The organism is Streptomyces sp. NPDC059443, assembly GCF_042750105.1.
In the GTDB taxonomy this organism is placed as follows: Bacteria; Actinomycetota; Actinomycetes; order Streptomycetales; family Streptomycetaceae; genus Streptomyces.
In genome coordinates this window covers 87871-106982 of sequence record NZ_JBHYVM010000025.1, presented here as the reverse complement: position 1 = coordinate 106982, position 19112 = coordinate 87871, and the positions used below count along the sequence as shown (strand labels likewise).

At 72.7% G+C, this 19112-nt stretch carries 15 protein-coding genes; 9 read left to right on the top strand and 6 right to left on the bottom strand.

The features are described from left to right. Positions 1-299 precede the first annotated feature (299 nt). The 4 genes from ACFXDJ_RS23655 (at position 300) to ACFXDJ_RS23640 (ending at position 3948) form a co-directional block, all read left to right on the top strand. Positions 300-941 (top strand): hypothetical protein, encoded by a 642-nt coding sequence (locus ACFXDJ_RS23655; RefSeq protein ID WP_384850207.1) that lies wholly within the window; start codon positions 300-302, stop codon positions 939-941. A gap of 110 nt (positions 942-1051) precedes the next feature. Continuing rightward, complete coding sequence (locus tag ACFXDJ_RS23650) at positions 1052-1297, top strand: ferredoxin (protein WP_384654699.1); 246 nt, start codon at positions 1052-1054, stop codon at positions 1295-1297. Then, positions 1290-2684, top strand: coding sequence for an NAD(P)/FAD-dependent oxidoreductase (locus ACFXDJ_RS23645; protein WP_384654672.1), 1395 nt, complete (start codon positions 1290-1292; stop codon positions 2682-2684). The genes ACFXDJ_RS23650 and ACFXDJ_RS23645 overlap by 8 nt, the downstream gene beginning before the upstream one ends. Before the next feature lie 25 nt (positions 2685-2709). Continuing rightward, on the top strand, positions 2710-3948 hold the full coding sequence (locus ACFXDJ_RS23640; protein WP_384654675.1) for a cytochrome P450: 1239 nt from the start codon (positions 2710-2712) through the stop codon (positions 3946-3948). 7 nt (positions 3949-3955) lie between these two features. Here the strand turns inward: ACFXDJ_RS23640 and ACFXDJ_RS23635 are convergent, their stop codons facing one another. Next, positions 3956-4516, bottom strand: coding sequence for a GNAT family N-acetyltransferase (locus ACFXDJ_RS23635; protein ID WP_384654677.1), 561 nt, complete (start codon positions 4514-4516; stop codon positions 3956-3958). 47 nt (positions 4517-4563) lie between these two features. On the opposite strand from ACFXDJ_RS23635, the gene ACFXDJ_RS23630 reads away from it, so the two are divergent. Together ACFXDJ_RS23630 and ACFXDJ_RS23625 are read left to right on the top strand one after the other, a co-directional pair. Then, positions 4564-5157 (top strand): TetR/AcrR family transcriptional regulator, encoded by a 594-nt coding sequence (locus tag ACFXDJ_RS23630; RefSeq protein ID WP_384654680.1) that lies wholly within the window; start codon positions 4564-4566, stop codon positions 5155-5157. 22 nt (positions 5158-5179) lie between these two features. Then, a complete protein-coding gene (locus ACFXDJ_RS23625; protein WP_384654683.1) occupies positions 5180-5587 on the top strand; it encodes a DUF4440 domain-containing protein in 408 nt (135 codons plus the stop codon). A gap of 27 nt (positions 5588-5614) precedes the next feature. On the opposite strand, the gene ACFXDJ_RS23620 is transcribed toward ACFXDJ_RS23625, so the two are convergent. Both ACFXDJ_RS23620 and ACFXDJ_RS23615 read right to left on the bottom strand, forming a co-directional pair. Further along, on the bottom strand, positions 5615-6532 hold the full coding sequence (locus ACFXDJ_RS23620; RefSeq protein WP_384654686.1) for a DMT family transporter: 918 nt from the start codon (positions 6530-6532) through the stop codon (positions 5615-5617). A gap of 53 nt (positions 6533-6585) precedes the next feature. Then, on the bottom strand, positions 6586-7320 hold the full coding sequence (locus tag ACFXDJ_RS23615; protein WP_384654689.1) for an ArsR/SmtB family transcription factor: 735 nt from the start codon (positions 7318-7320) through the stop codon (positions 6586-6588). A 258-nt stretch (positions 7321-7578) separates the two neighbouring features. Between ACFXDJ_RS23615 and ACFXDJ_RS23610 the strand changes: the two genes are divergently transcribed. Both ACFXDJ_RS23610 and ACFXDJ_RS23605 read left to right on the top strand, forming a co-directional pair. Further along, positions 7579-11493 (top strand): Pls/PosA family non-ribosomal peptide synthetase, encoded by a 3915-nt coding sequence (locus tag ACFXDJ_RS23610; protein WP_384654692.1) that lies wholly within the window; start codon positions 7579-7581, stop codon positions 11491-11493. 55 nt (positions 11494-11548) lie between these two features. Continuing rightward, entirely contained in the window at positions 11549-12943 is a 1395-nt protein-coding gene (locus ACFXDJ_RS23605) for a M1 family metallopeptidase (RefSeq protein ID WP_384654694.1), read from the top strand. 231 nt (positions 12944-13174) lie between these two features. Here ACFXDJ_RS23605 and ACFXDJ_RS23600 read toward each other — a convergent pair whose 3' ends face one another. After that, positions 13175-13831, bottom strand: coding sequence for a lamin tail domain-containing protein (locus ACFXDJ_RS23600; protein WP_384661751.1), 657 nt, complete (start codon positions 13829-13831; stop codon positions 13175-13177). A gap of 174 nt (positions 13832-14005) precedes the next feature. Next, positions 14006-16210: an RNA polymerase recycling motor ATPase HelR gene (gene helR / locus ACFXDJ_RS23595; RefSeq protein WP_384661753.1), complete on the bottom strand. Its 2205-nt coding sequence runs from the start codon at positions 16208-16210 to the stop codon at positions 14006-14008. Between the two features lie 296 nt (positions 16211-16506). Here helR and ACFXDJ_RS23590 point away from each other — a divergent pair, with 296 nt between their 5' ends. Next, positions 16507-17985, top strand: coding sequence for an MFS transporter (locus ACFXDJ_RS23590; protein ID WP_384661756.1), 1479 nt, complete (start codon positions 16507-16509; stop codon positions 17983-17985). Between the two features lie 88 nt (positions 17986-18073). Here the strand turns inward: ACFXDJ_RS23590 and ACFXDJ_RS23585 are convergent, their stop codons facing one another. After that, a complete protein-coding gene (locus ACFXDJ_RS23585) occupies positions 18074-19099 on the bottom strand; it encodes an amidohydrolase family protein (protein ID WP_384661759.1) in 1026 nt (341 codons plus the stop codon). Positions 19100-19112 lie beyond the last annotated feature (13 nt).

Below are 19112 nucleotides of genomic sequence, written 5' to 3'. Positions count from 1 at the left end.
GCCAGCGCGCGCGCGGGGCGGGGGGGCCGGCGGGGGCGGCGCGCGGGGGGGGGGGGCGGGGCCACCGCCCGCTGCGGCGCCGGGGGCGCCCGCCCCCCCCGCGTCCTGGGCCCCGTACTGGCGGCCGGAGGCCGTGGACTTCTTCCGGAGCCTGCCGATGTGGAACATCGACCGGCTGGACCGGGCGGAAGTGACGCCCGGGGCGGAAGGGACGGTCTGAGGGCAGGCGTCCGGCCCCCGCGTCACCCGGCCGCGCGGCCCCACTGGCACCCCGGCCCCGCCCCCGGCTTGCTGGACGCATGACGCAAGGAGATCCGGGGACCTCTCCGGGACAGAGCCTGAGCACCCCCCGGGCCGCGGGGCTGGCGGGAATCGTGTTCGCCGCCCTGCTGGCCGGGGCGATCGTGCTCGCCCGTTTCGCCCTGCCCGAAGGGGGCGGCGCGGCCACGGTCGAGGTCACCTCGGGCCAGCGGGACGCGATGTCCACCGCGGTGGAACTCGTACCGTTCGCCGGCATCGCCTTCCTCTGGTTCATGGGCGCGCTGCGCGCGCACGCCGGGGAGCGGGAGGACCGGTTCGTCTCCACCGTCTTCCTGGGCAGCGGCCTGGTCTTCGTCGCCTGCCTCTTCGGCGCCGCCGCCGGGGCCGGGACGGTGCTGGACGCCGACCAGCCCCAGGAGTTCGGCCGCCACTTCTCCTACACGCTGCTCACCACGTACGCGATGCGGATGGCCGCCGTCTTCGTCTTCGCGACCTCCACGACCGGCCGCAGGCTCGGGGTCTTTCCCCGTCCGCTGATCATGACCGGATGGCTGGCCGCGCTCGTGCTGCTCGTCGTCGGCTCCTCGCTGCCGTGGTCCGAGCTGGTCTTCCCGGCCTGGGCCGCGCTCGTGAGCTCGTACATCCTGCGCTCGGGCCGCGCCCGCCCCCGGGGCGCCTGACCCGTCGCCCGCGCTCTCACTCCAACGGCGGTGCCGGACGGGCCCCCGGCCTCGCGGGCCCGCAGGCTGGTGCGGGAAGCCGAGGGGGGCACCGAAAGGACCACACCTTGCTGAGGCTCGTCGTCGATCTCAACCGGTGCCAGGGATACGCGCAATGCGCCTTCCTCGCCCCCGACGTCTTCGCGATGCACGGGGACGAGGGACTGCTCTACGACCCGGAGGCCGAGGAGGCCCAGCGCGAGCGCCTGGCCCAGGCCGTCGCCGCCTGTCCCGTACAGGCGATCCTCGTGGACGAACTGGACCTGGCCGCCACGGCCGCCACCACCAAGGACAGCGGGGAGGCACCCGATGCCTGACACCGCCCTGGAGCAGCTCAAGCGATCCGGCCGGATCGTGGTCGTCGGCGCCTCGCTGGCCGGGCTGCGCGCCGCCGAGACCATCCGGGAGAAGGGCTTCGCCGGCTCGCTGACCCTGATCGGCGACGAGCCGTACGAGCCCTACGACCGCCCGCCCCTGTCCAAGCAGGTCCTCCTGGGCAAGGCCACCGCCGAGCGCACCCGGCTCCCGCGGCGCCTCGACATCGACGCCGAGTGGCGTCTGGGCGTGGCGGCCACCGGCCTCGACATGGCGGCCCGCACGGTCAAGCTCGCCGACGGCGAAGAGGTTCCGTACGACCGCCTGCTGATCGCCACCGGGGTCCGGGCCCGGCCCTGGCCGAACGAGGCCGAGGGCGAGCTGGACGGGGTGTTCACGCTGCGCACCCGCGAGGACGGCGCGGGCCTGGCGCGGGCGCTGGATGCCGGACCGCGCCGGGTCCTGGTCATCGGCGCCGGGTTCACCGGCTCGGAGATCGCCTCGGCCTGCCGGGAGCGCGGGCTGGAGGTCACCGTCGCCGAACGCGGCGACGGACCCTTGGTCGGAGCCCTGGGCGGGGTGATCGGGGCCGTGGCCGCCGAGCTCCAACGGGAGAACGGCGTCGACCTGCGGACCGGGATCATGGTGACCGGTCTGGAGGGCGATTCCACCGGCCGGGTCCGCGCCGCGCACCTGTCCGACGGCACCACGCTGGAGTGCGACGTGGTGGTCGTGTCCCTCGGTGCCCAGCGCAACACCGACTGGCTGATGGGCTCCGGGCTGGGGGCGGGCCCGCGCGGCATCGCCTGCGACGCGGGCTGCCGCGCCTTCGACCTCCGCGGGATCGTCACCGACGACATCTACGTGGCGGGCGACGTGGCCCGCTCCCCGCACGCGCTGTTCGGCTACCAGTTCCTGTCCCTGGAGCACTGGGGCAACGCCGTGGCGCAGGCCGAGATCGCGGCGCACAACATGCTGAGCGAGAGCACGGACCGCCGTCCGCACCTGTGGGTGCCTTCGTTCTGGTCCTCCCAGTTCGGGGTGAACATCAAGTCCGTCGGCGTGCCCTCCATGGGCACCGAGATCATGATCACCCAGGGGTCGCGCGCGGAGCGCCGGTTCACCGGGGTCTACGGCTACCAGGGCCGGATCATCGGGGCCGTCACCTTCGACAACGCGCGCTGGCTGCAGTTCTACGAGAAGCAGATCGAGTGCACCGCGCCCTTCCCGCCGCCGTTCACCACGGTCGACCGCCGCCCGGAGGGGCAGCGGCCGATCCCGGCGGACTTCCCCGACCCGTCCATCCCCACGCACGGCCCGACCATCACCCTCAGCGGGTACTCGCCGGCCGACCGCCGGATCGCGACCTTCACCCCCGCCGGGCACTGACCCGCACGCCCACGGAGGACCCGCCATGAGCCACGGCATCCTGAGCCAGATCCTGGACTACGCCAACCGCGCGAACCCGTACCCGCTGTACGAGGAGCTGCGCAAGACTCCCGTCTTCCACGACGGGACCGGGCCGTACGTCATCAGTACCTACTACGACATCCAGAGCCTGCTGCACGACCCGCGGCTCAGCTCCGACTCCCGCAACCTGGCCGCGACGGCCGGGGACCCGCTGGCGGAGGGGGGTGACGAGGAGGCCACGGCGCTGCCGCCGAGCTTCCTGAAGCTGGACCCGCCGGAGCACGACCGGCTGCGCCGGATGACCAACCGGCCCTTCGGCCCGCCGCATTCGCCGCACCGCGTCGACGGGATGCGCGACGGTCTCGCCTCCATCGTCACGGGCCTCATCGACAACCTCGGCGACACCGGGGAGATCGACCTGGTGGACCAGTTCGCGTACCCGTTCCCGGTGACGATGATCTGCCAGCTGCTGGGCGTGCCGCGCGAGGACGAGGCCCGCTTCCACGTCTGGGCCGACACCCTCGCGGCGAGCCTGGACCCCGATCCGGATTCCGATCCCGCCGAACGGCAGCGCAAGACCCATGACTCCCGGATGGAGCTGGGCATGTACCTGGCCGGGCTGATCGAGGAGCGGCGCAAGAACCCCGGCGACGACATGCTCTCCCAACTGGCCGTGGGACACGGCCCGGACGAGTCCATGTCCACGATGGAACTGCTCAGCACGGCGGCCCTGCTGCTGATCGCCGGCCACGAGACCACGGTCAACCTGATCACCAACGGCATGCTGACGCTGCTGCGCAATCCCGATGTCCTGGGGCAGTTGCGCCAGGAGCCCCGGCTGGCCGTGCCGCTGGTGGAGGAGCTGCTGCGGTTCGAGCCGCCCGTGCAGCTGCTGCCGCAGCGCACCCCGCTCGTGGACATCGAGGTCCGCGGGGTCACCATCCCCAAGGGCTCCTCGATGTGGCTGATCCTGGCCTCCGGCAACCGGGACCCCGTCCGCTTCAAGGATCCGGACCGCTTCGATCCGCACCGCAAGGACATCCAGCACCTGGGCCTGGGCAGCGGCATCCACAGCTGCTTCGGCGCGCCGCTGGCCCGGCTGGAGGCCCAGCTGGCCCTCAGCGAGCTGGCCCGGCGGCTGGAGAACCCCCGGCTGCTGGAGGACCCGCCGCCCTACCGGCAGAACGCGGTGCTGCGCGGGCCCCGGCACCTGCGGATCGCCTGCGACGGGATCCGCCCCTGACCCTGCGCTAGCGGTGGTCACCCGCGACGGTTCGCCATTCTGGGGCGAGGACCGCCCAGACCTGCTTGTCGTGGCGGGTGCCCCCGTAGGGCCAGGCCTCGCGCCGTACGCCCTCCAGGGTCATGCCGAGCCGTTCGGCCACCGCGGAGCTGCGCTCGTTGTCGGCGCGGCAGTGCCATTCCGCGCGGTGCACGCCGCGGACCGTGAACGCCCAGTCCAGCAGGGCGCGGCAGGCTCCGGTGACCAGGCCGTGGCCCTCGGCCGCCGGTTCCAGCCAGCAGCCGACCTCGCAGGAGCCCGAGGCGGCGTCGAAGGACACGAACATCACTCCGCCGACCAGTACGCCGCCCCGCCAGATGCCGAGGATGCGCGCACCGTCCGCGGCCTGTCGCTCGGCGTACCGGCCCAGCGTGGCCCGCGCCCCGTCCACGCCGGTGGTGATGAACCCCGCGCCCACCCACGGCCGGATGTGTTCGCGGGCCCGGTCCATATGGGCGGCGAACTCCTCGGCGTGCCATGTCTCAAGAGGGCGGAGGCGGGCGTCGTCCCGCAGCGGGAGAGAGAACACGAGGACCCCATTCACACAACAAGCGTTATGACTATTACGGTAGCAGCATGCCACGTACCAAGGGGGACCACGAAGCCCGTCGCCGCGAAGTCTCGGAGGCGGTCTGGCGCGTGCTGGCCGCGCACGGTTTCGCCGGCCTGACGCTGCGCGCCGTGGCGGCCGAGCTCGGCGCGACCACCGGTCTGCTGACGCACTACTTCCCCGCCAAACGCGATCTGGTCGCGCACGCCCTCGACCTGCTCGAACAGCGCAGCGCCGCCCGCCCCCGGCGCACCGCCGGGCCGGGCCTGGCCGCCGTGCGGGCCGCGCTGCTGGACATCCTGCCGCTGACGGGACCGGCCACCGACCGCAACCGGATCTGGGTGTCCTCCTGGGACACGGCGCTCTCCGACCCCGCCCTGAGCGAGGACTACGCCGGCAAGTACGGCCGGAGCCGCGACAAGCTGCGCGACCTGGTCGCCGCGGCCCAGGAGGTGGGCGAACTGCCCGCCGGGGATCCGGCCGACATGGCGGCCGGCGCGCAGTCGTTCGTACTGGGCCTGGTGGTGCAGGCCCTGTTCGACCCGTCGGCGTTCCCGCCCGACCGCCAGGCACGGCTGCTGGAGGAGTACCTGGCCGCGCTGGCCTCCGGGACGCGCTGAGGGGGCGTGTTACGGTCCCGCCATGTCCAAGACCGAGATCGACCTGGTGACCGCCGAGTTCTTCGGCGCCTTCGACAACAGGGGCGGAAAGGCTCCCGACTTGGCCCGGATCCGGCGGCTCGTCCTGCCGGGCGGACTGATCGTCAGCACCGGAGCCAAGCTCACGGTCTACACCGTGGAGGAGTTCATCGAGCCGCGCGAGCGGTGGCTGAGCGACGGGCGGCTGACCGAGTTCTCCGAGTGGGAGACGAGCGAACGGACCGATATCGCGGGCGACATCGCGTCGCGGTTCGGCGAGTACCGCAAGTCCGGGATCCTGGACGGCGAACCGTTCGAGGGCGGCGGGACCAAGACCATCCAGTTCGTCCGCACCCCGGAGGGCTGGCGGATCACGGCCTTCGCCTGGTACGACGAGCCGGACCGGCCCTGACCGAGGTCCGGAGGTCCGCCGCCCTGCCTACGCCGCCACGCCCTCCTCGACCCGCGGCCGGCTCCGGGAGACCGCCACCCCGGCCAGGCACAGCACCCCGCCGGCCAGGGTCAGCCAGGCGGGCACCTCGCCCAGGAACGCCCAGCTCAGCAGCACCACGACGGCCGGGACGGCGTACGTGGTCGAGCCCAGCTTCCCGACCGGCATCCGGGCCAGGGCGTAGCTCCACGTGATGAAGGCGAGGGCGGTCGGCACCACGCCCAGGTAGACCATGCCGAGGGTGGCGGACAGCGGCGCGTCGGGCAGTTCGTGCGCGAGCTGCCCGATGAAGGGCAGGCAGGCCACCGCGCCGATCAGGCAGCTGAACGCGGTGATCTGCAGGGGCGTCCCGAAGGAGAGCGCCGGCTTCTGCGCGACCACACCGGTCGCGTAGGCCACGGCGGCCAGCAGGCACAGCACGACCCCGAGGACCGAGGTGGAGCCGCCGCCGCCGGAGGAGGACATGGACAGGCCGACGACCACCGCGCCCACGAAGGAGACGGCCATGCCGGCCAGCAGCCGCGGGGGCAACGCCTCCCCCAGCAGGCGGGCGGCGAGCAGTGCCATCAGGATGGGCCCGATGTTCACGAGCAGGGAGGCCGTGCCCGCGTCGACGAGGCGTTCGCCCCAGTTCAGCGCGACCATGTAGCCGCCGAACCAGACCACTCCGGACACCAGGATGCCGCGCCACGCCCCGCGCGGCGGCGGGCCCTCGCGCCGCACGAGCAGCAGGACCACGAGGACCAGCGAGGCGGCCAGCAGCCGGCCGAGGGCCAGGGCCCCGGGCGAGTAGGCGGCTCCGGCGCTGCGGATGGCGACGAAGGCGGAGGCCCAGGCGAGCACCGTGAAGGAGACGGCGCCGATCGTGAGGACGCCGGGCGAGAGCAGACTCAGGCGGGACTTCATACCCGCACCCTACCCAGTCAACATTTCGGCATCGACCGAAATATCTGAGCCGTTCAGGTCCAGACGCCCGGGGTGATCCCCAGCAGCTCACCGAAGACCCGCTCCCCCGCCCCGGTCACGACCAGCCCCCGCCCGCCGCCCGGCGGCCGCACCACCCACTCCTCCTCCAGCGCCCGCGCGCACAGCCGGGCCCCGGCCAGACCGCCCAGGTGCCGCCGCCGCTCGGTCCAGTCCAGGCAGGAGCTCGCCTGCGGCCTGCGCCCCTGGCAGCCGAGGTCGACGCCGACCCGGCCGCACCAGGCGCGCCCCTCCTCGGTCAGCTCGAACGCCCCCTCGGTCCGCAGCAGTCCGTGTTCCTCCATGGCGTCGGTGACCGCCATGCCCAGCCGCCCCGCGAAGTGGTCGTAGCACGTGCGGGCGCGGGCCAGCGGGTCGGGCGCGGAGACCACGGGCGCCGCGTGCGCGGCGTCCCGTCCCGGAATCGCGTGACAGGCCAGTTCGTCGACGAGCCGGGCGGTCGCCGCGTCGGCGATCCGCACGTAACTGTGGCGGCCCTGCCGCTCGGTCACGCAGATGCCCGCGTCGAGCAGCCGGGCCAGATGGCCGCTGACGGTGGACGGCGCGACCGAGGTGATCCGGGCCAGCTCGCCCGCGGTCCAGGCGCGGCCTTCGAGCAGGGTCATGCAGATGGCCGCCCGGGTCTCGTCGGCCAGCGCCGCCGCCAGGGCGGCGAGGCGCGCCGCGGGGGCGGGGGCATCGTTCGATTTTCCGGCCGGCACGTCGTTCATGTACCCAGAGTGCCGCAAAACTTCGTCGAACACCGAATGGATGGCGGCAGAGGAACGGCCCGGGGGTGACGAGGGCGTGACGAGGGCGCGGAGAGTTCCGCTTACCGTCTCTTCTCCGCCACACGCAAGACTTCAGCGCGAAGATCCTTGAGGGCGCACTAGACTGGCCGGTTGTGTTGGCGCTGGACCGGAACAACCTGGGCAGACCCGGGCTCCACCGGCGACCCGGACGTTTCCGGGAACGAAACGCGAGGGCCGATGGCAGCAACACCTGAGCGCGGTGAATCGACCCTGCTCGACGACGGGGACATGGGGGACGTGTACGAGGAGTCCGGCAAGTCCGCCCGGTTCTCCGCGGGGCCCGCCGCCCCCACCCGTACCCTCGTCGACATCTTCGAGTCCTCCGTCCGGGCGCACCCCGACGAGCTCGCCCTGGACGACGGCTCCACCCGGCTGACCTACCGCGCGCTGGCCGCGGAGGTCGAACGCCGCAGGCGCGCCCTGGGGGCCGCCGGGGTGGGACTCGGCGACCGGGTCGGCGTACGCGTCCCGTCCGGGACCAACGAGCTGTACGTGGCCATCCTCGCGGTGCTCGCCGCGGGCGCCGCCTACGTGCCCGTCGACGCCGAGGACCCGGACGAGCGGGCGGAGCTGGTCTTCGGCGAAGCCGGGGTACGGGCAGTGCTCGGCGCCGGTCAGCGCATCGAGGTCACCGGGCTCGCGGAGATCCCTGTATCCGCCGCGCGGCCCGGCCCGGAGCACGACGCGTGGATCATCTTCACCTCCGGTTCCACCGGCAAGCCCAAGGGTGTCGCCGTCAGCCACCGCAGCGCCGCCGCCTTCGTGGACGCCGAGGCCGCGCTGTTCCTCACCGAGGAGCCGATCGGACCGGGCGACCGGGTCATGGCCGGGCTGTCCGTCGCCTTCGACGCCTCCTGCGAGGAGATGTGGCTGGCCTGGCGCTACGGCGCCTGCCTCGTGCCCGTCCCCCGCTCCCAGGTGCGCAGCGGCGCCGACCTCGGGCCCTGGCTGGCGGAGCAGGAGATCAGCGTGGTCTCCACGGTGCCGACGCTGGCCGCGCTGTGGGAGGCCGAGGACCTGGGCGAGGTCCGGCTGCTGATCTTCGGCGGTGAGGCCTGCCCGCCCGAGCTGACCCAGCGCCTGGTCACCGAAGGCCGCGAGGTCTGGAACACGTACGGCCCCACCGAGGCGACCGTCGTCGCCTGTGCCTCGCTGCTGACCGGCGAGGAGCCGATCCGGATCGGACTTCCGCTCAACGGCTGGGAGCTGGTCGTGGTGGACGAGTCCGGCGAGCCCGTGCCCATGGGCGGCAGCGGCCAGCTGGTCATCGGCGGGGTCGGTCTGGCCCGCTACCTCGATCCCGAGAAGGACGCCGAGAAGTACGCCCCGCTGGAATCCCTGGGCTGGGAGCGCGCCTACCGCAGCGGCGACCTGGTCCGCGCGGAACCGGAGGGGCTGGTCTTCCTGGGCCGCGGCGACGAGCAGATCAAGCTCGGCGGCCGCCGGATCGAACTGGGCGAGGTGGACGCCGCGCTCCAGGCCCTGCCCGGGGTGGCCGGCGCGGCCGCCGCCGTCCGCACCGCCCGCAGCGGCAATCAGCTGCTCGTCGGCTACCTGGTCACCCAGGAGGGCTGGGACCACAAGGCGGCCGTGGAGCGGCTGCGCTCCGAGCTGCCCGCGGCCCTCGTGCCGCTGCTCGCGCCGGTCACCGAGCTGCCGACCCGCACCTCCGGGAAGGTGGACCGGGGCGCACTGCCGTGGCCGCTGCCCGACCTGGAGACCTCCGGCCCCTCCGAGCAGCTCTACGGGACCGAGGCCTGGCTCGCCGAGCAGTGGAGCGAGACCCTCGGGGTGTCGGTGTCCGGCGCCGCCGACGATTTCTTCGCGATCGGCGGCAACAGCCTCGCCGCCGCCCAGCTCACCACCCGGCTGCGCACCCGCTACCCGAGCGCGGCCGTTCTCGACATCTACCAGCAGCCCGTCCTGCGCAAGCTGGCCCGGCACCTGGAGAAGTCGGCGCAGGACGACGGCACGGCCCGGGAGGTCGCGCCCGTCCCGCTCCGGGCCAAGGTGATCCAGTCGCTCCTGCTGATCCCGCTGTACACGCTGACCGGTCTGCGCTGGTCGGTGCCGCTGCTGGCGCTGGGCAACGTACTGCACTGGTTCGGGCCCTATCCGTGGGCTCCCACCGCCTCGTGGTGGCTCGTCGCCGCCGGGGCGGCGCTGCTCTTCAGCCCGCCCGGGCGGCTCGCGATCTCGGCCGGCGGCGCGCGCCTGCTGCTGCGCGGGGTGAAGGCCGGACGCCATCCCCGCGGCGGGAGCGTGCACCTGCGGCTGTGGACGGCCGAGCGGCTGGCCGAGTACTCCGGCGCGACCTCGCTCACCGGGTCCTGGCTGGAACGTTACGCCCGGGCTCTGGGCGCCAAGGTCGGCCCCGAGGTGGACCTGCACGCCCTGCCTCCGGTGACGGGCATGCTCAAGCTCGGCCGCGGCTGCGCCGTGGAGTCCGAGGTGGACCTCAGCGGGCACTGGCTGGACGGGGACCGGCTGGTGATCGGCCCGGTCAAGGTCGGTGCGGGCGCCGTGGTCGGCACCCGCAGCATGCTCTTCCCCGGTGCGCGGGTCGGCAAGCGGGCCGAGGTGGCCCCCGGTTCCGCCGTGACCGGGCAGATCCCCACCGGCCAGCGCTGGGCCGGAGCCCCCGCCGTCAAGCTGGGCAAGGCCAAGCGGAACTGGCCGGGGCACCGGCCGCCGCGCTCGCTCCCCTGGCGCGCCGTGTACGGGGCCACGGGTCTGTGCCTCACGGCCCTGCCCGTGCTCGCCGCCCTGCCGGCCCTGCTCGTGGTGGGCCTGTTCGTGCCCGCCGACGCGGGCCTGGCCGAGGCGTTGCGCGGAGCGCTGCTCGCCGTGGTGCCCGGGGCCCTCGCCTACGGGTTCGCGTACGCGCTGCCGCTGCTGGTCTGCGTACGCCTGCTCAGCCTCGGACTGCGTACGGGGGTCCACCCGACGCACGGCCGGATCGGCTGGCAGGCCTGGACGGTCACCCAGCTGATGGACCTGGCGCGGGAGACCCTCTTCCCGCTGTACGCCGGGCTGATCACCCCGGTGTGGCTGCGGCTGCTGGGCATGAAGATCGGCCGGGGCGCGGAGGTGTCCACGGTGCTGGCGCTGCCGAGCCTCACCACGGTGGGCGAGGGCGCGTTCCTCGCCGACGACACCCTGACCGCTCCCTATGAACTGGGCGGCGGCTGGATGCGGATCGGGCACTCCGAGATCGGCCGCCGGGCGTTCCTCGGCAACTCCGGCATGACCGCACCGGGCCGTACCGTGCCCGACGGGGGGCTGGTCGGCGTCCTGTCGGCGACTCCGAAGAAGGCCAAGAAGGGCAGCTCGTACCTGGGCCTGCCGCCGGTCAAGCTGCCGCGCTCGACCGCGAAGGCCGACCAGAGCCGCACCTACGACCCGCCCGCGCACCTGCTGTGGGCGCGCGGTCTGGTGGAGCTGTGCCGGCTCGTCCCGGTGTTCTGCTCGGCGGCGCTGGCCGTGCTGACCGTGGCGGCGCTGTGCGCGCTGAGCACGCGCACCGCCCTGGGGGTCTGGGGAACCGCGCTGCTGTCGGGTGTGGTCCTGCTCGTCGCCGGGGTGGCCGCGTGCGTGGTCTCGGTGGCCGCGAAGTGGCTGCTGGTGGGCCGGCACCGGGCGGGCGAGCACCCGCTGTGGAGCGGTTTCGTGTGGCGCAACGAGCTGGCCGACACCTTCGTCGAGGTACTGGCCGTGCCGTGGCTGGCGGGTTCGGTGCCCGGTACGCCGCTGATGGTCCTGTGGCTGCGCGGGCTCGGTGCCCGGATCGGCCGGGGCGTGTGGTGCGAGAGCTACTGGCTGCCCGAGACGGACCTGGTCACGCTGGGCGACGCGGTCAGCGTGAACCGCGGCTGCGTGTTGCAGACGCACCTCTTCCACGACCGGATCTTGAGGACGGATACTGTGGTCCTCCGTGAGGGCTCCACCCTGGGGCCGGGCGGAATCGTCCTGCCCGGAAGCACGGTCGGGGCCCACAGCACGCTGGGTCCCGCCTCTCTCGTGATGGCCGGGGAGTCCGTCCCCGCCGACACGCGCTGGCTGGGCAACCCGATCGAGGCGTGGCGGACCTGAGAGGGCCCGTGCACGCCGCAGGACCCGAGTACGGCGCAGGGAGCGGAAAGCGGCAATGAACGGCCAGAGCACAGCGGCATCGGACCCGTACTTCCCGGCCAATGGTGACCCCCGTTACCGCGTGCACCGGTACGAACTCGCTCTGGAATACCGTCCCGGCCCCAACCGGCTGGCCGGGACGGCCCGGCTGAGCGCGATCGCCGGGCGTGCTGCGCTCGCCGAGTTCCACCTGAACCTGGCCGAGTTCAAAATAGGCCGGGTCCTGGTGGACGGCCGGCGGCCGCACTTCACCCACCGGGGCGGAAAGCTCCGCATCCGGCCGGCCAAGCCGCTGGCCGCCGGAGCCGCCTTCACCGTGGACGTGCACTGGGTGGGCAATCCCAAGCCGGTGACCAGCCCCTGGGGCGGCCTGGGCTGGGAGGAGCTGACCGACGGCGCGCTGGTGGCCAGCCAGCCGGTCGGCGCGCCCTCCTGGTACCCGTGCAACGACCGGCCCGCCGACAAGGCCTCGTACCAGATCTCGGTCAACACCCCGTCCGCCTACACGGTGGTGGCCGGCGGGCGGCTGCTCACCCGGACGACGAAGGCCTCCACGACCACCTGGGTGTACGAGCAGCCGGCGCCCACCTCCAGCTACTTGGTCGGCCTTTCGATCGGCATGCACCAGACGGTGCTGCTCGGCGACCCCGGGCTGGGCGGCGTTCCGCAGAGCGCCCACGTGCCGGCCCACCTGCTGCCGCGGTTCTCCCGGGACTTCGCGCGACAGCCAGCGATGATGGAACTGTTCGAGGAGCTCTTCGGGCCCTATCCGTTCGGCGAGTACGCGGTGGTCGTCGCCGACGAGGAGCTGGACGTCCCGGTGGAGGCCCAGGGCCTCTCCCTGTTCGGCACCAATCACGTGGACGGCGTACGCGGTTCGGAGCGGCTCATCGCCCACGAGCTCGCGCACCAGTGGTTCGGCAACAGCGTGACCATCACCGACTGGCGGCACATCTGGCTGAACGAGGGGTTCGCGAAGTACGCCGAATGGCTCTGGTCGGAACGCTCCGGCGGCCGCACCGCGCACGAGCTGGCGATCGCCGCGCACCGGCTGCTGGCCTCGCAGGCGCAGGACCTCACCCTGGCCGACCCGGGCCGCAAGCTGATGTTCGACGACCGCCTGTACGAGCGCGGGGGGCTGGCCGTGCACGCGGTCCGCTGCGCCCTGGGCGACGGCGCGTTCTTCCGCATGCTGCGCGACTGGGCCACCTCGCACCGCCACGGGGTGGTGAGCACCGTGGCCTTCACCGCCCACGTGGCCCGGTACGCGCCCGCGCCGGTGGACGGGCTGCTCTCGGCCTGGCTGTACGAGCCGGCCCTCCCCCCGCTGCCCTCACCACCGGCACGGCTGTCGGTCCCGGCGAAACCCGGCTACCCGCCGACGAACGGCGGGACCGTCCGGCCGAGGTGAGCGGCGAGCCGGTCGGCGGTCGGGCATCGGGCCGCCCCCGATCATGGCCGCGAGACGCGGGGGGGCCCCGCCCACGGCGGGGCGGGTGCGGCGGTGTTGTGGGGCGTCCGGGTGGGGGGGGGGGAAGGGGCCGCCCCCGTTTCTGGCCCGCCCGCCGGGCGGGCCCCCCTCCCATTGGTGGTCGGGGGGCCCGGCGCATCGGCCCGCGGTGTCCTGCGGGCCGTACGGTGACTAGCGGTCGCCGTGGTGGGTGCCCTGCTTGTGAGCCTTGTTGTGGCTCTGGGCCATGCCGTGGTTCTGAGCCTTGCCGTGGCTCTTGGCCTTGGCGTGGCTCTTGGTCTTGCCGTGGGCCTTGGCGTGGCTCTTTGCCTTGCCGTGGCTCTTGGCCTTGCCGTGGGCCTTGACCTTGTCGTGGCCCTTGGCCTTGCCCCAGTTGTTGCTGTCGAGGATCTGGCCGTGGTCGTTGCGCAGGGTAGCGGAGTCGCGCTGGTCCCAGACGTGGTTCGTCCGGCCCTGGTACACGTCGTGGAGGGTGTCCTTGCCCTTGCCCGTGTGGACCTTGACCGTGTCGTGCCCGGCGAGCTTCAGGCTGTGGAACCGGTAGCGGTTGCCCTGCTTGTCGGTGAGCGTGTAGCCGCGCAGGTCGACGGTCTTCTTCCCGGTGTTCTTCACCTCGACCCACTCACCGTTGAGGCTGCGGTTGGAGCGGTCTTCGCGGCCCGGACTGTCGTACTTCACCTTGCTGATCATGATCGTGGAGTGCTTGCCCGTCTTGCCCTGGCCGTGGCCGTGGGTGGCGGCGGCGGCCGGCAGGGCGGCGGAGCCCAGGACGGCGACGGTGGCCACGGCGGTGGCGAGGACGCGGCGGCTGGTGAGAGAAGCAGACATGGAGATGTCACCTCAGGGACGTGCGGTTACCCGACTTGCTGCCGGGCACCCACACTTTGACCCGCCCGCACGGCGTTTTCCAGCAAAACGCCCAAGATTACCAAATAGGGACAAACTGTCAATATCCTATGATTAAACCCTGGTCAGCGCGGTGCGACGGGGCCACCCGGGCAGTCAGGGGCTCGTGAGGACGACGAGCTGCCGGGTCGCCCGGGTCATCGCGACGTACCGGTCGACGGCTCCTTCGACCCCCTGCCCGAACGTCTGCGGGTCGATGAGGACGACCAGGTCGAATTCGAGGCCCTTCGACAACTCCGGTGTCAGCGACCGGACTCGGGGCGTGGACGCCCGGAACGTAGCGGCCGCGCCGTCACTTGTGCCGATGACGCAGGCGGTCCCCTCGGAGTGCTCGGCGAGCCAGGCGCCGAGGACCGAGTCCAGCTCCGCAACGGATCCGTGGACGACCGGGACGCCGCTGCTGCGGATCGAGGCCGGCACATTGGCGTCCGGGAGCACCGCCCGGATGATCGGCTCGGCCTGCGTCATCACCTCTTGCGGAGTGCGGTAGTTGATGCTCAGGGAGGCCACCTCGATCCGGTCGAGTCCGATCCGCTCCAGCCGTTCCCGCCACGACTCCGTGAACCCGTGCCGGGCCTGGGCGCGGTCCCCGACGATGGTGAAACTCCGGGACGGGCAGCGGAGCAGCAGCATCTGCCACTGCGCGTCGGTCAGTTCCTGGGCCTCGTCCACGACGATGTGCGCGAACGGGCCGGCGAGCCGGTCCGGTTCGACGCCGGACGGGACGGCCGACTCGTCGATCAGGCTGTCCCGCAGGTCCCGGCCGCGCAGCATCGTCACCGCGCCTTCACCGTCGTCATCGGCATCGAGCAGGTTGTCGATGACGTCGGCCCGGCGTGCGCGCTCGGCGGCGACGGCGGCCTCGCGGCGTCGCCTGCGGCGTTCCGCCTCCGGGTCGCCGAGCCGGTGCCGCGCCGCGTCCAGGAGCGGCAGGTCCGACGCCGTCCAGGCGTGGGCGTCCGCGCGCTGCAGCGCGCGCACCTCTTCGCGGCTGAGCCAGGGGGCGCACATCCGCAGGTAGGCGGGGACCGACCACAGGTCCCCTACGAGGTCGGTGGCTTCGAGCATCGGCCATGCCCGGTTGAGGGTCGTGACCAGGTCCTTGTTCTCCCGCAGCGACCTGCGGAACACCTCGGGCGAGACCTCGCCCTCGTTCCTGTCCAGCAGGATCCCGACGAGTTCCTCCCAGATCTGTTCGCGCGCCTCGTTGTGCGGGGTACCCGGTTCGGGCGCTTCGAACGCCCGGGCCCAGTCGGCGGCGCTGAGCGGGATGTCGTCCCAGTGGGTCGACACCGTCATGGCCTCGGCGGGCGGCTCCTCGTACAGCCCGACGGCCGCCTCGATCGCCTTCACCAGCTCCGCGGAGGACTTCAGCGCGGCCACCTCCGGGTCCGTCTCCTCCCTCGCCGTGGCTCCTTCCGCGACGAGGTCCCCCAGGACGCAGGTCTGTACGCCCTCCTCCCCGAGGCTGGGGAGCACGTCGGCGACGTAGGCCAGGTAGGGCCGGTGCGGGCCGACGAACAGGACGCCGCCGCGGCGGTGACCGAGCCGGGGGTCGGAGTAGAGGAGGTAGGCGGAGCGGTGCAGGGCGACGACGGTCTTGCCCGTACCCGGGCCGCCGTCGACCACGAGGGCGCCGGGGGAACCCGCGCGGATGACGGAGTCCTGGTCGGCCTGGATGGTGCCCAGCACGTCGCGCATGCGGGACGAGCGGTTGGCGCCCAGGGTGGCGATGAAGGCGGACTGGTCGTCGAGCGCGGCGTGTCCTTCGAACCCGTCGGCGGCGAACACCTCGTCCCAGTAGTCGTTGATCCGGCCCCGGTTCCAGCGGTACCTGCGGCGGCTCACCAGACCCATCGGGTCGGCATGGGTCGCGGCGAAGAACGGCTCGGCCGCCGGGGAACGCCAGTCGACCAGCAGCCGGCGGCCCGTGTCGTCGGTGAGGCCGACGCGTCCGATGTACACGGGCTCGGGGTCGTCCGCGCCGACGATGCGTCCGAGGCACAGGTCCAGCCCGAAGCGGCGCAGGGCACCGAGGCGACCGGTCAGCCGGTGGATCTCCACGTCCCGGTCCATCGCGCCCCGGCCGGCGCCGCCTGGCGCCCTGCGTTCGGCGTCGAGACGGCCGGACAGTTCGGCGATCGTCTGCGCGAGGTTCTCCGCGATGGCAGCGAAGTGCCGCTCGTCGCCGGCGATCAGCTTCGGGTCCTCCTTGGCCGCGAGGCCCTCGGGAAGCTCGAACGCACTGGTGGTCTGGCTCTGGGTCTGGGTCTGGCCCTGGGTCTGGGTCTGGGTGGTCATCTCGGTCAACTCCGAACGCACACGCACTCCGCGAATCTCTCATTTCCGCCGGTTCCGGCCTCGGCCTGCGATTGTGCGGGACGAAGGGGCCCTTGCCGCAAGCCCCCCTGTGCGCTATAAGTTGAAAGTGGCCAGAGGTGATCATTCCCTCCGCCCGATCGCCCGCTGTGGACGGGCAAGCCCCCCGCGAGTCACCCGGATGCCGACCGCCTGTGACGACGGTCCGCCGCGGGGGCAGAGATGTCATGGGATTGATGCGCTTGATCCGCCCCGTCCACTGCCCGTGAGGAACCCCCATGACCAGCGCTCCGCCCTCACTCCGCACAGACCCCGGACCGTCCACGAACCCCGGCGTGTGGACGCCGATGATCCTGTTGATCGCCTGCGCGGCCCAGTTCATGGTCGTCCTGGACGTCTCGATCGTGAACATCGCCCTGCCCGACATGAAGGCGTCCCTCGGCCTGAGCCCGGCCGGGCAGCAGTGGATCGTCAACGCCTACACCCTCGGCTTCGCCGGACTGCTGCTCCTGGGCGGCCGGGCCGCCGACCTGGTCGGCGCCCGGCGCACGTTCCTCGCGGGCCTCGGCGTCTTCACCGTCGCCTCGCTCGCCTGCGGGCTCGCCACCGACGGCGCGATGCTGATCGCGGCCCGAGCGGTGCAGGGAGTCGGTGGTGCGGTCCTGGCCCCCGCCACGCTCACGCTCATCATGGCCACCTTCACGGAGCCCCCGGCCCGGGCCCGCGCGATGGGGGCCTGGGCCTCGGTCAACGCCGCCGCCGGTGCGGTCGGGGCGATGGCCGGCGGGTTGCTGACCGCGTACGCCGGCTGGCGCTGGGTCTTCTTCGTCAACGTCCCCATCGGCGTCGCCTTCTTCGTCGCCGCGCTCGTCCACGTACCCGTCGGACACGGGCACCACGGCGGTCACGGCGGTCTGCGCCGCCTGGACCTGCCCGGCGCGCTGACCGTCACCGCCGGTCTGACCGCCCTGGTCTACGGAATCATCTCCACCACGTCCACGCCCTGGACCTCCCCCCACGTCTGGGCCGCCCTCCTCGTGGGCCTCCTGCTCCTGGCCGCCTTCACCCTCATCGAGTCGAAGGTCGCCGCGCCACTGGTTCCCCTCGCCGTCCTGCGCCGCCCCACCCTGGCCATCTCCAACCTGGTCATGATCGGCCTGGGTTCGGCGATGTTCGCGCTGTGGTTCCTGCTCTCCCTCTACATGCAGCAAGTCCTCGGCTACAGCGCCCTGGAGACCGGGGTGTGGTTCCTGCCCGGCTGCCTCGGGATCATCGTGGGCACCCGGACCTCCGCGCACCTCATCCAGCGCACCGGCCCGCGCCCCCTCCTGGTCACCGGCATGTCCCTCAGCACCTTCGGCTTCCTGTGGCTCTCGCGCATCGGCGGGAACGGCCCCTTCCTCACCGCGGTGGCCGCGCCCTTCGTGCTGTGCGCCCTCGGCCTGGGAATGTGCATGCTTCCCGTCACCGCGGCGGCCACCACCGGCATCGAGCGTCGCGAAGCGGGCCTGGCCTCCGGGCTGGTCAACACCTCGCGCCAGGTGGGCGGCTCGCTCGGTCTCGCGATCCTCGCGACCATCGCCTCCCACACCGCACGCGATCACATCGGCTCCACCACCCAGGCCCTCACCGCCGGTTACGGCCGGGCCTTCCTCTGCGCAGCCCTCTTCACCGCCTGCGCCGGCCTGGGCTCCCTCTTCCTCCCCGGCCGCCCCACCGCGCCGACCTCCGGGCTCGCGCCGGGCGGGCGCGACTGACCGCCCCGCAGCCCGTGGTCGCCCATCACGGGCAAAGGAGCCCGCGCCCGGATTCGGGCGCGGGCTCCGGTGTTCACGAGGGGCGGGGCTACACCGTGGCCAGCTGCGGGATCAGGCGCAGCGCGTTCTCGCGGTAGACCCCGCTCAGTTGCCCGGCGGTGAAGGCCGGGTCGGCGTCGAGCGCGGGGATCGCCAGGTCCATGACCGTGTCCGCGGGCGCGGCGGGCCAGTCGGTGCCGAACAGGACGTGGTCGGCGGGCACATGGGCCAGGAGCGTGGCGGCCGGCTCCATGGGACCCGCCGTGTCGTAGTAGAAGCGGCCCAAGTGGTCGCGGACGGCGGCCGGTTCGACCGGCGGATCGCAGAACCGGCCCAGCGCCTGCATGCGGTTGGCGATGTACGGCAGGAACCCGCCGGCGTGGGGCAGGATCACGGAGATGTCGGGGAACCGGTCCAGCGTCCTGTTGCTGATCATGTTCACGGCGGCCCGTGTGGTGTCCAGCAGGAAGTCGCACATGAAGTTCGGAACGCCAGGAACCGTCATCGCACCGGGGCGACCGCCCGGCAGATGGTGCGGGTGGGTGTCGACCACGGCGGAGGACTCGTTCAGCTCGGCGAAGATCCGGTCGTAGCCGGGATCCCCGAGGTACACGCCGCCGTAGTTGGCCGTCACGTTCACCCCGACGGCGCCGAGTTGCCCCAGACCCCGGCGGACCGCCCAGGAGGACGCGTCGGCGTCGTCCAGGAAGAGGGGCACGTAGAACGAGAACCGCGACGGGTACGCGCTCACCACCTCCATCATCGACTGCAGCGTGATGTTGACGGCTTCGCGCAGCTGCGCCGACGAACCGTAGCGGGCCGGAAGCATGGGTTTGAGCACGGCCGTGGAGATGCCCGCGCGGTCCATGAACCGGACGGAGGCCTCGGCGTCGAGGTACGCCCAGCGGGGCAGCTGTTCCGGCTGGATCAGCCCGTGCTGCTCGGCCCACGCACGCCACTGGGGTGCGCAGAAGTGATGGTGCATGTCGATCTTCGCCCGGGCTCCGTGGACGCCGTCCGGTTGCGGAGGGGCCTCCTGGAGCTCCGGGCCGGTCGTACTCCCAGAATTGCGCATGCCAAAGAACCGC

Coding starts and splice junctions, on each gene's coding strand:
- ACFXDJ_RS23655 (WP_384850207.1), top strand. CDS start 300: ATGACGCAAGGAGATCCGGGGACCTCTCCGGGACAGAGCCTGAGCACC.
- ACFXDJ_RS23645 (WP_384654672.1), top strand. CDS start 1,290: ATGCCTGACACCGCCCTGGAGCAGCTCAAGCGATCCGGCCGGATCGTG.
- ACFXDJ_RS23640 (WP_384654675.1), top strand. CDS start 2,710: ATGAGCCACGGCATCCTGAGCCAGATCCTGGACTACGCCAACCGCGCG.
- ACFXDJ_RS23630 (WP_384654680.1), top strand. CDS start 4,564: ATGCCACGTACCAAGGGGGACCACGAAGCCCGTCGCCGCGAAGTCTCG.
- ACFXDJ_RS23625 (WP_384654683.1), top strand. CDS start 5,180: ATGTCCAAGACCGAGATCGACCTGGTGACCGCCGAGTTCTTCGGCGCC.
- ACFXDJ_RS23620 (WP_384654686.1), bottom strand. CDS start 6,532: ATGAAGTCCCGCCTGAGTCTGCTCTCGCCCGGCGTCCTCACGATCGGC.
- ACFXDJ_RS23615 (WP_384654689.1), bottom strand. CDS start 7,320: ATGAACGACGTGCCGGCCGGAAAATCGAACGATGCCCCCGCCCCCGCG.
- ACFXDJ_RS23610 (WP_384654692.1), top strand. CDS start 7,579: ATGGCAGCAACACCTGAGCGCGGTGAATCGACCCTGCTCGACGACGGG.
- ACFXDJ_RS23605 (WP_384654694.1), top strand. CDS start 11,549: ATGAACGGCCAGAGCACAGCGGCATCGGACCCGTACTTCCCGGCCAAT.
- ACFXDJ_RS23600 (WP_384661751.1), bottom strand. CDS start 13,831: ATGTCTGCTTCTCTCACCAGCCGCCGCGTCCTCGCCACCGCCGTGGCC.
- helR (WP_384661753.1), bottom strand. CDS start 16,210: ATGACCACCCAGACCCAGACCCAGGGCCAGACCCAGACCCAGAGCCAG.
- ACFXDJ_RS23590 (WP_384661756.1), top strand. CDS start 16,507: ATGACCAGCGCTCCGCCCTCACTCCGCACAGACCCCGGACCGTCCACG.
- ACFXDJ_RS23585 (WP_384661759.1), bottom strand. CDS start 19,099: ATGCGCAATTCTGGGAGTACGACCGGCCCGGAGCTCCAGGAGGCCCCT.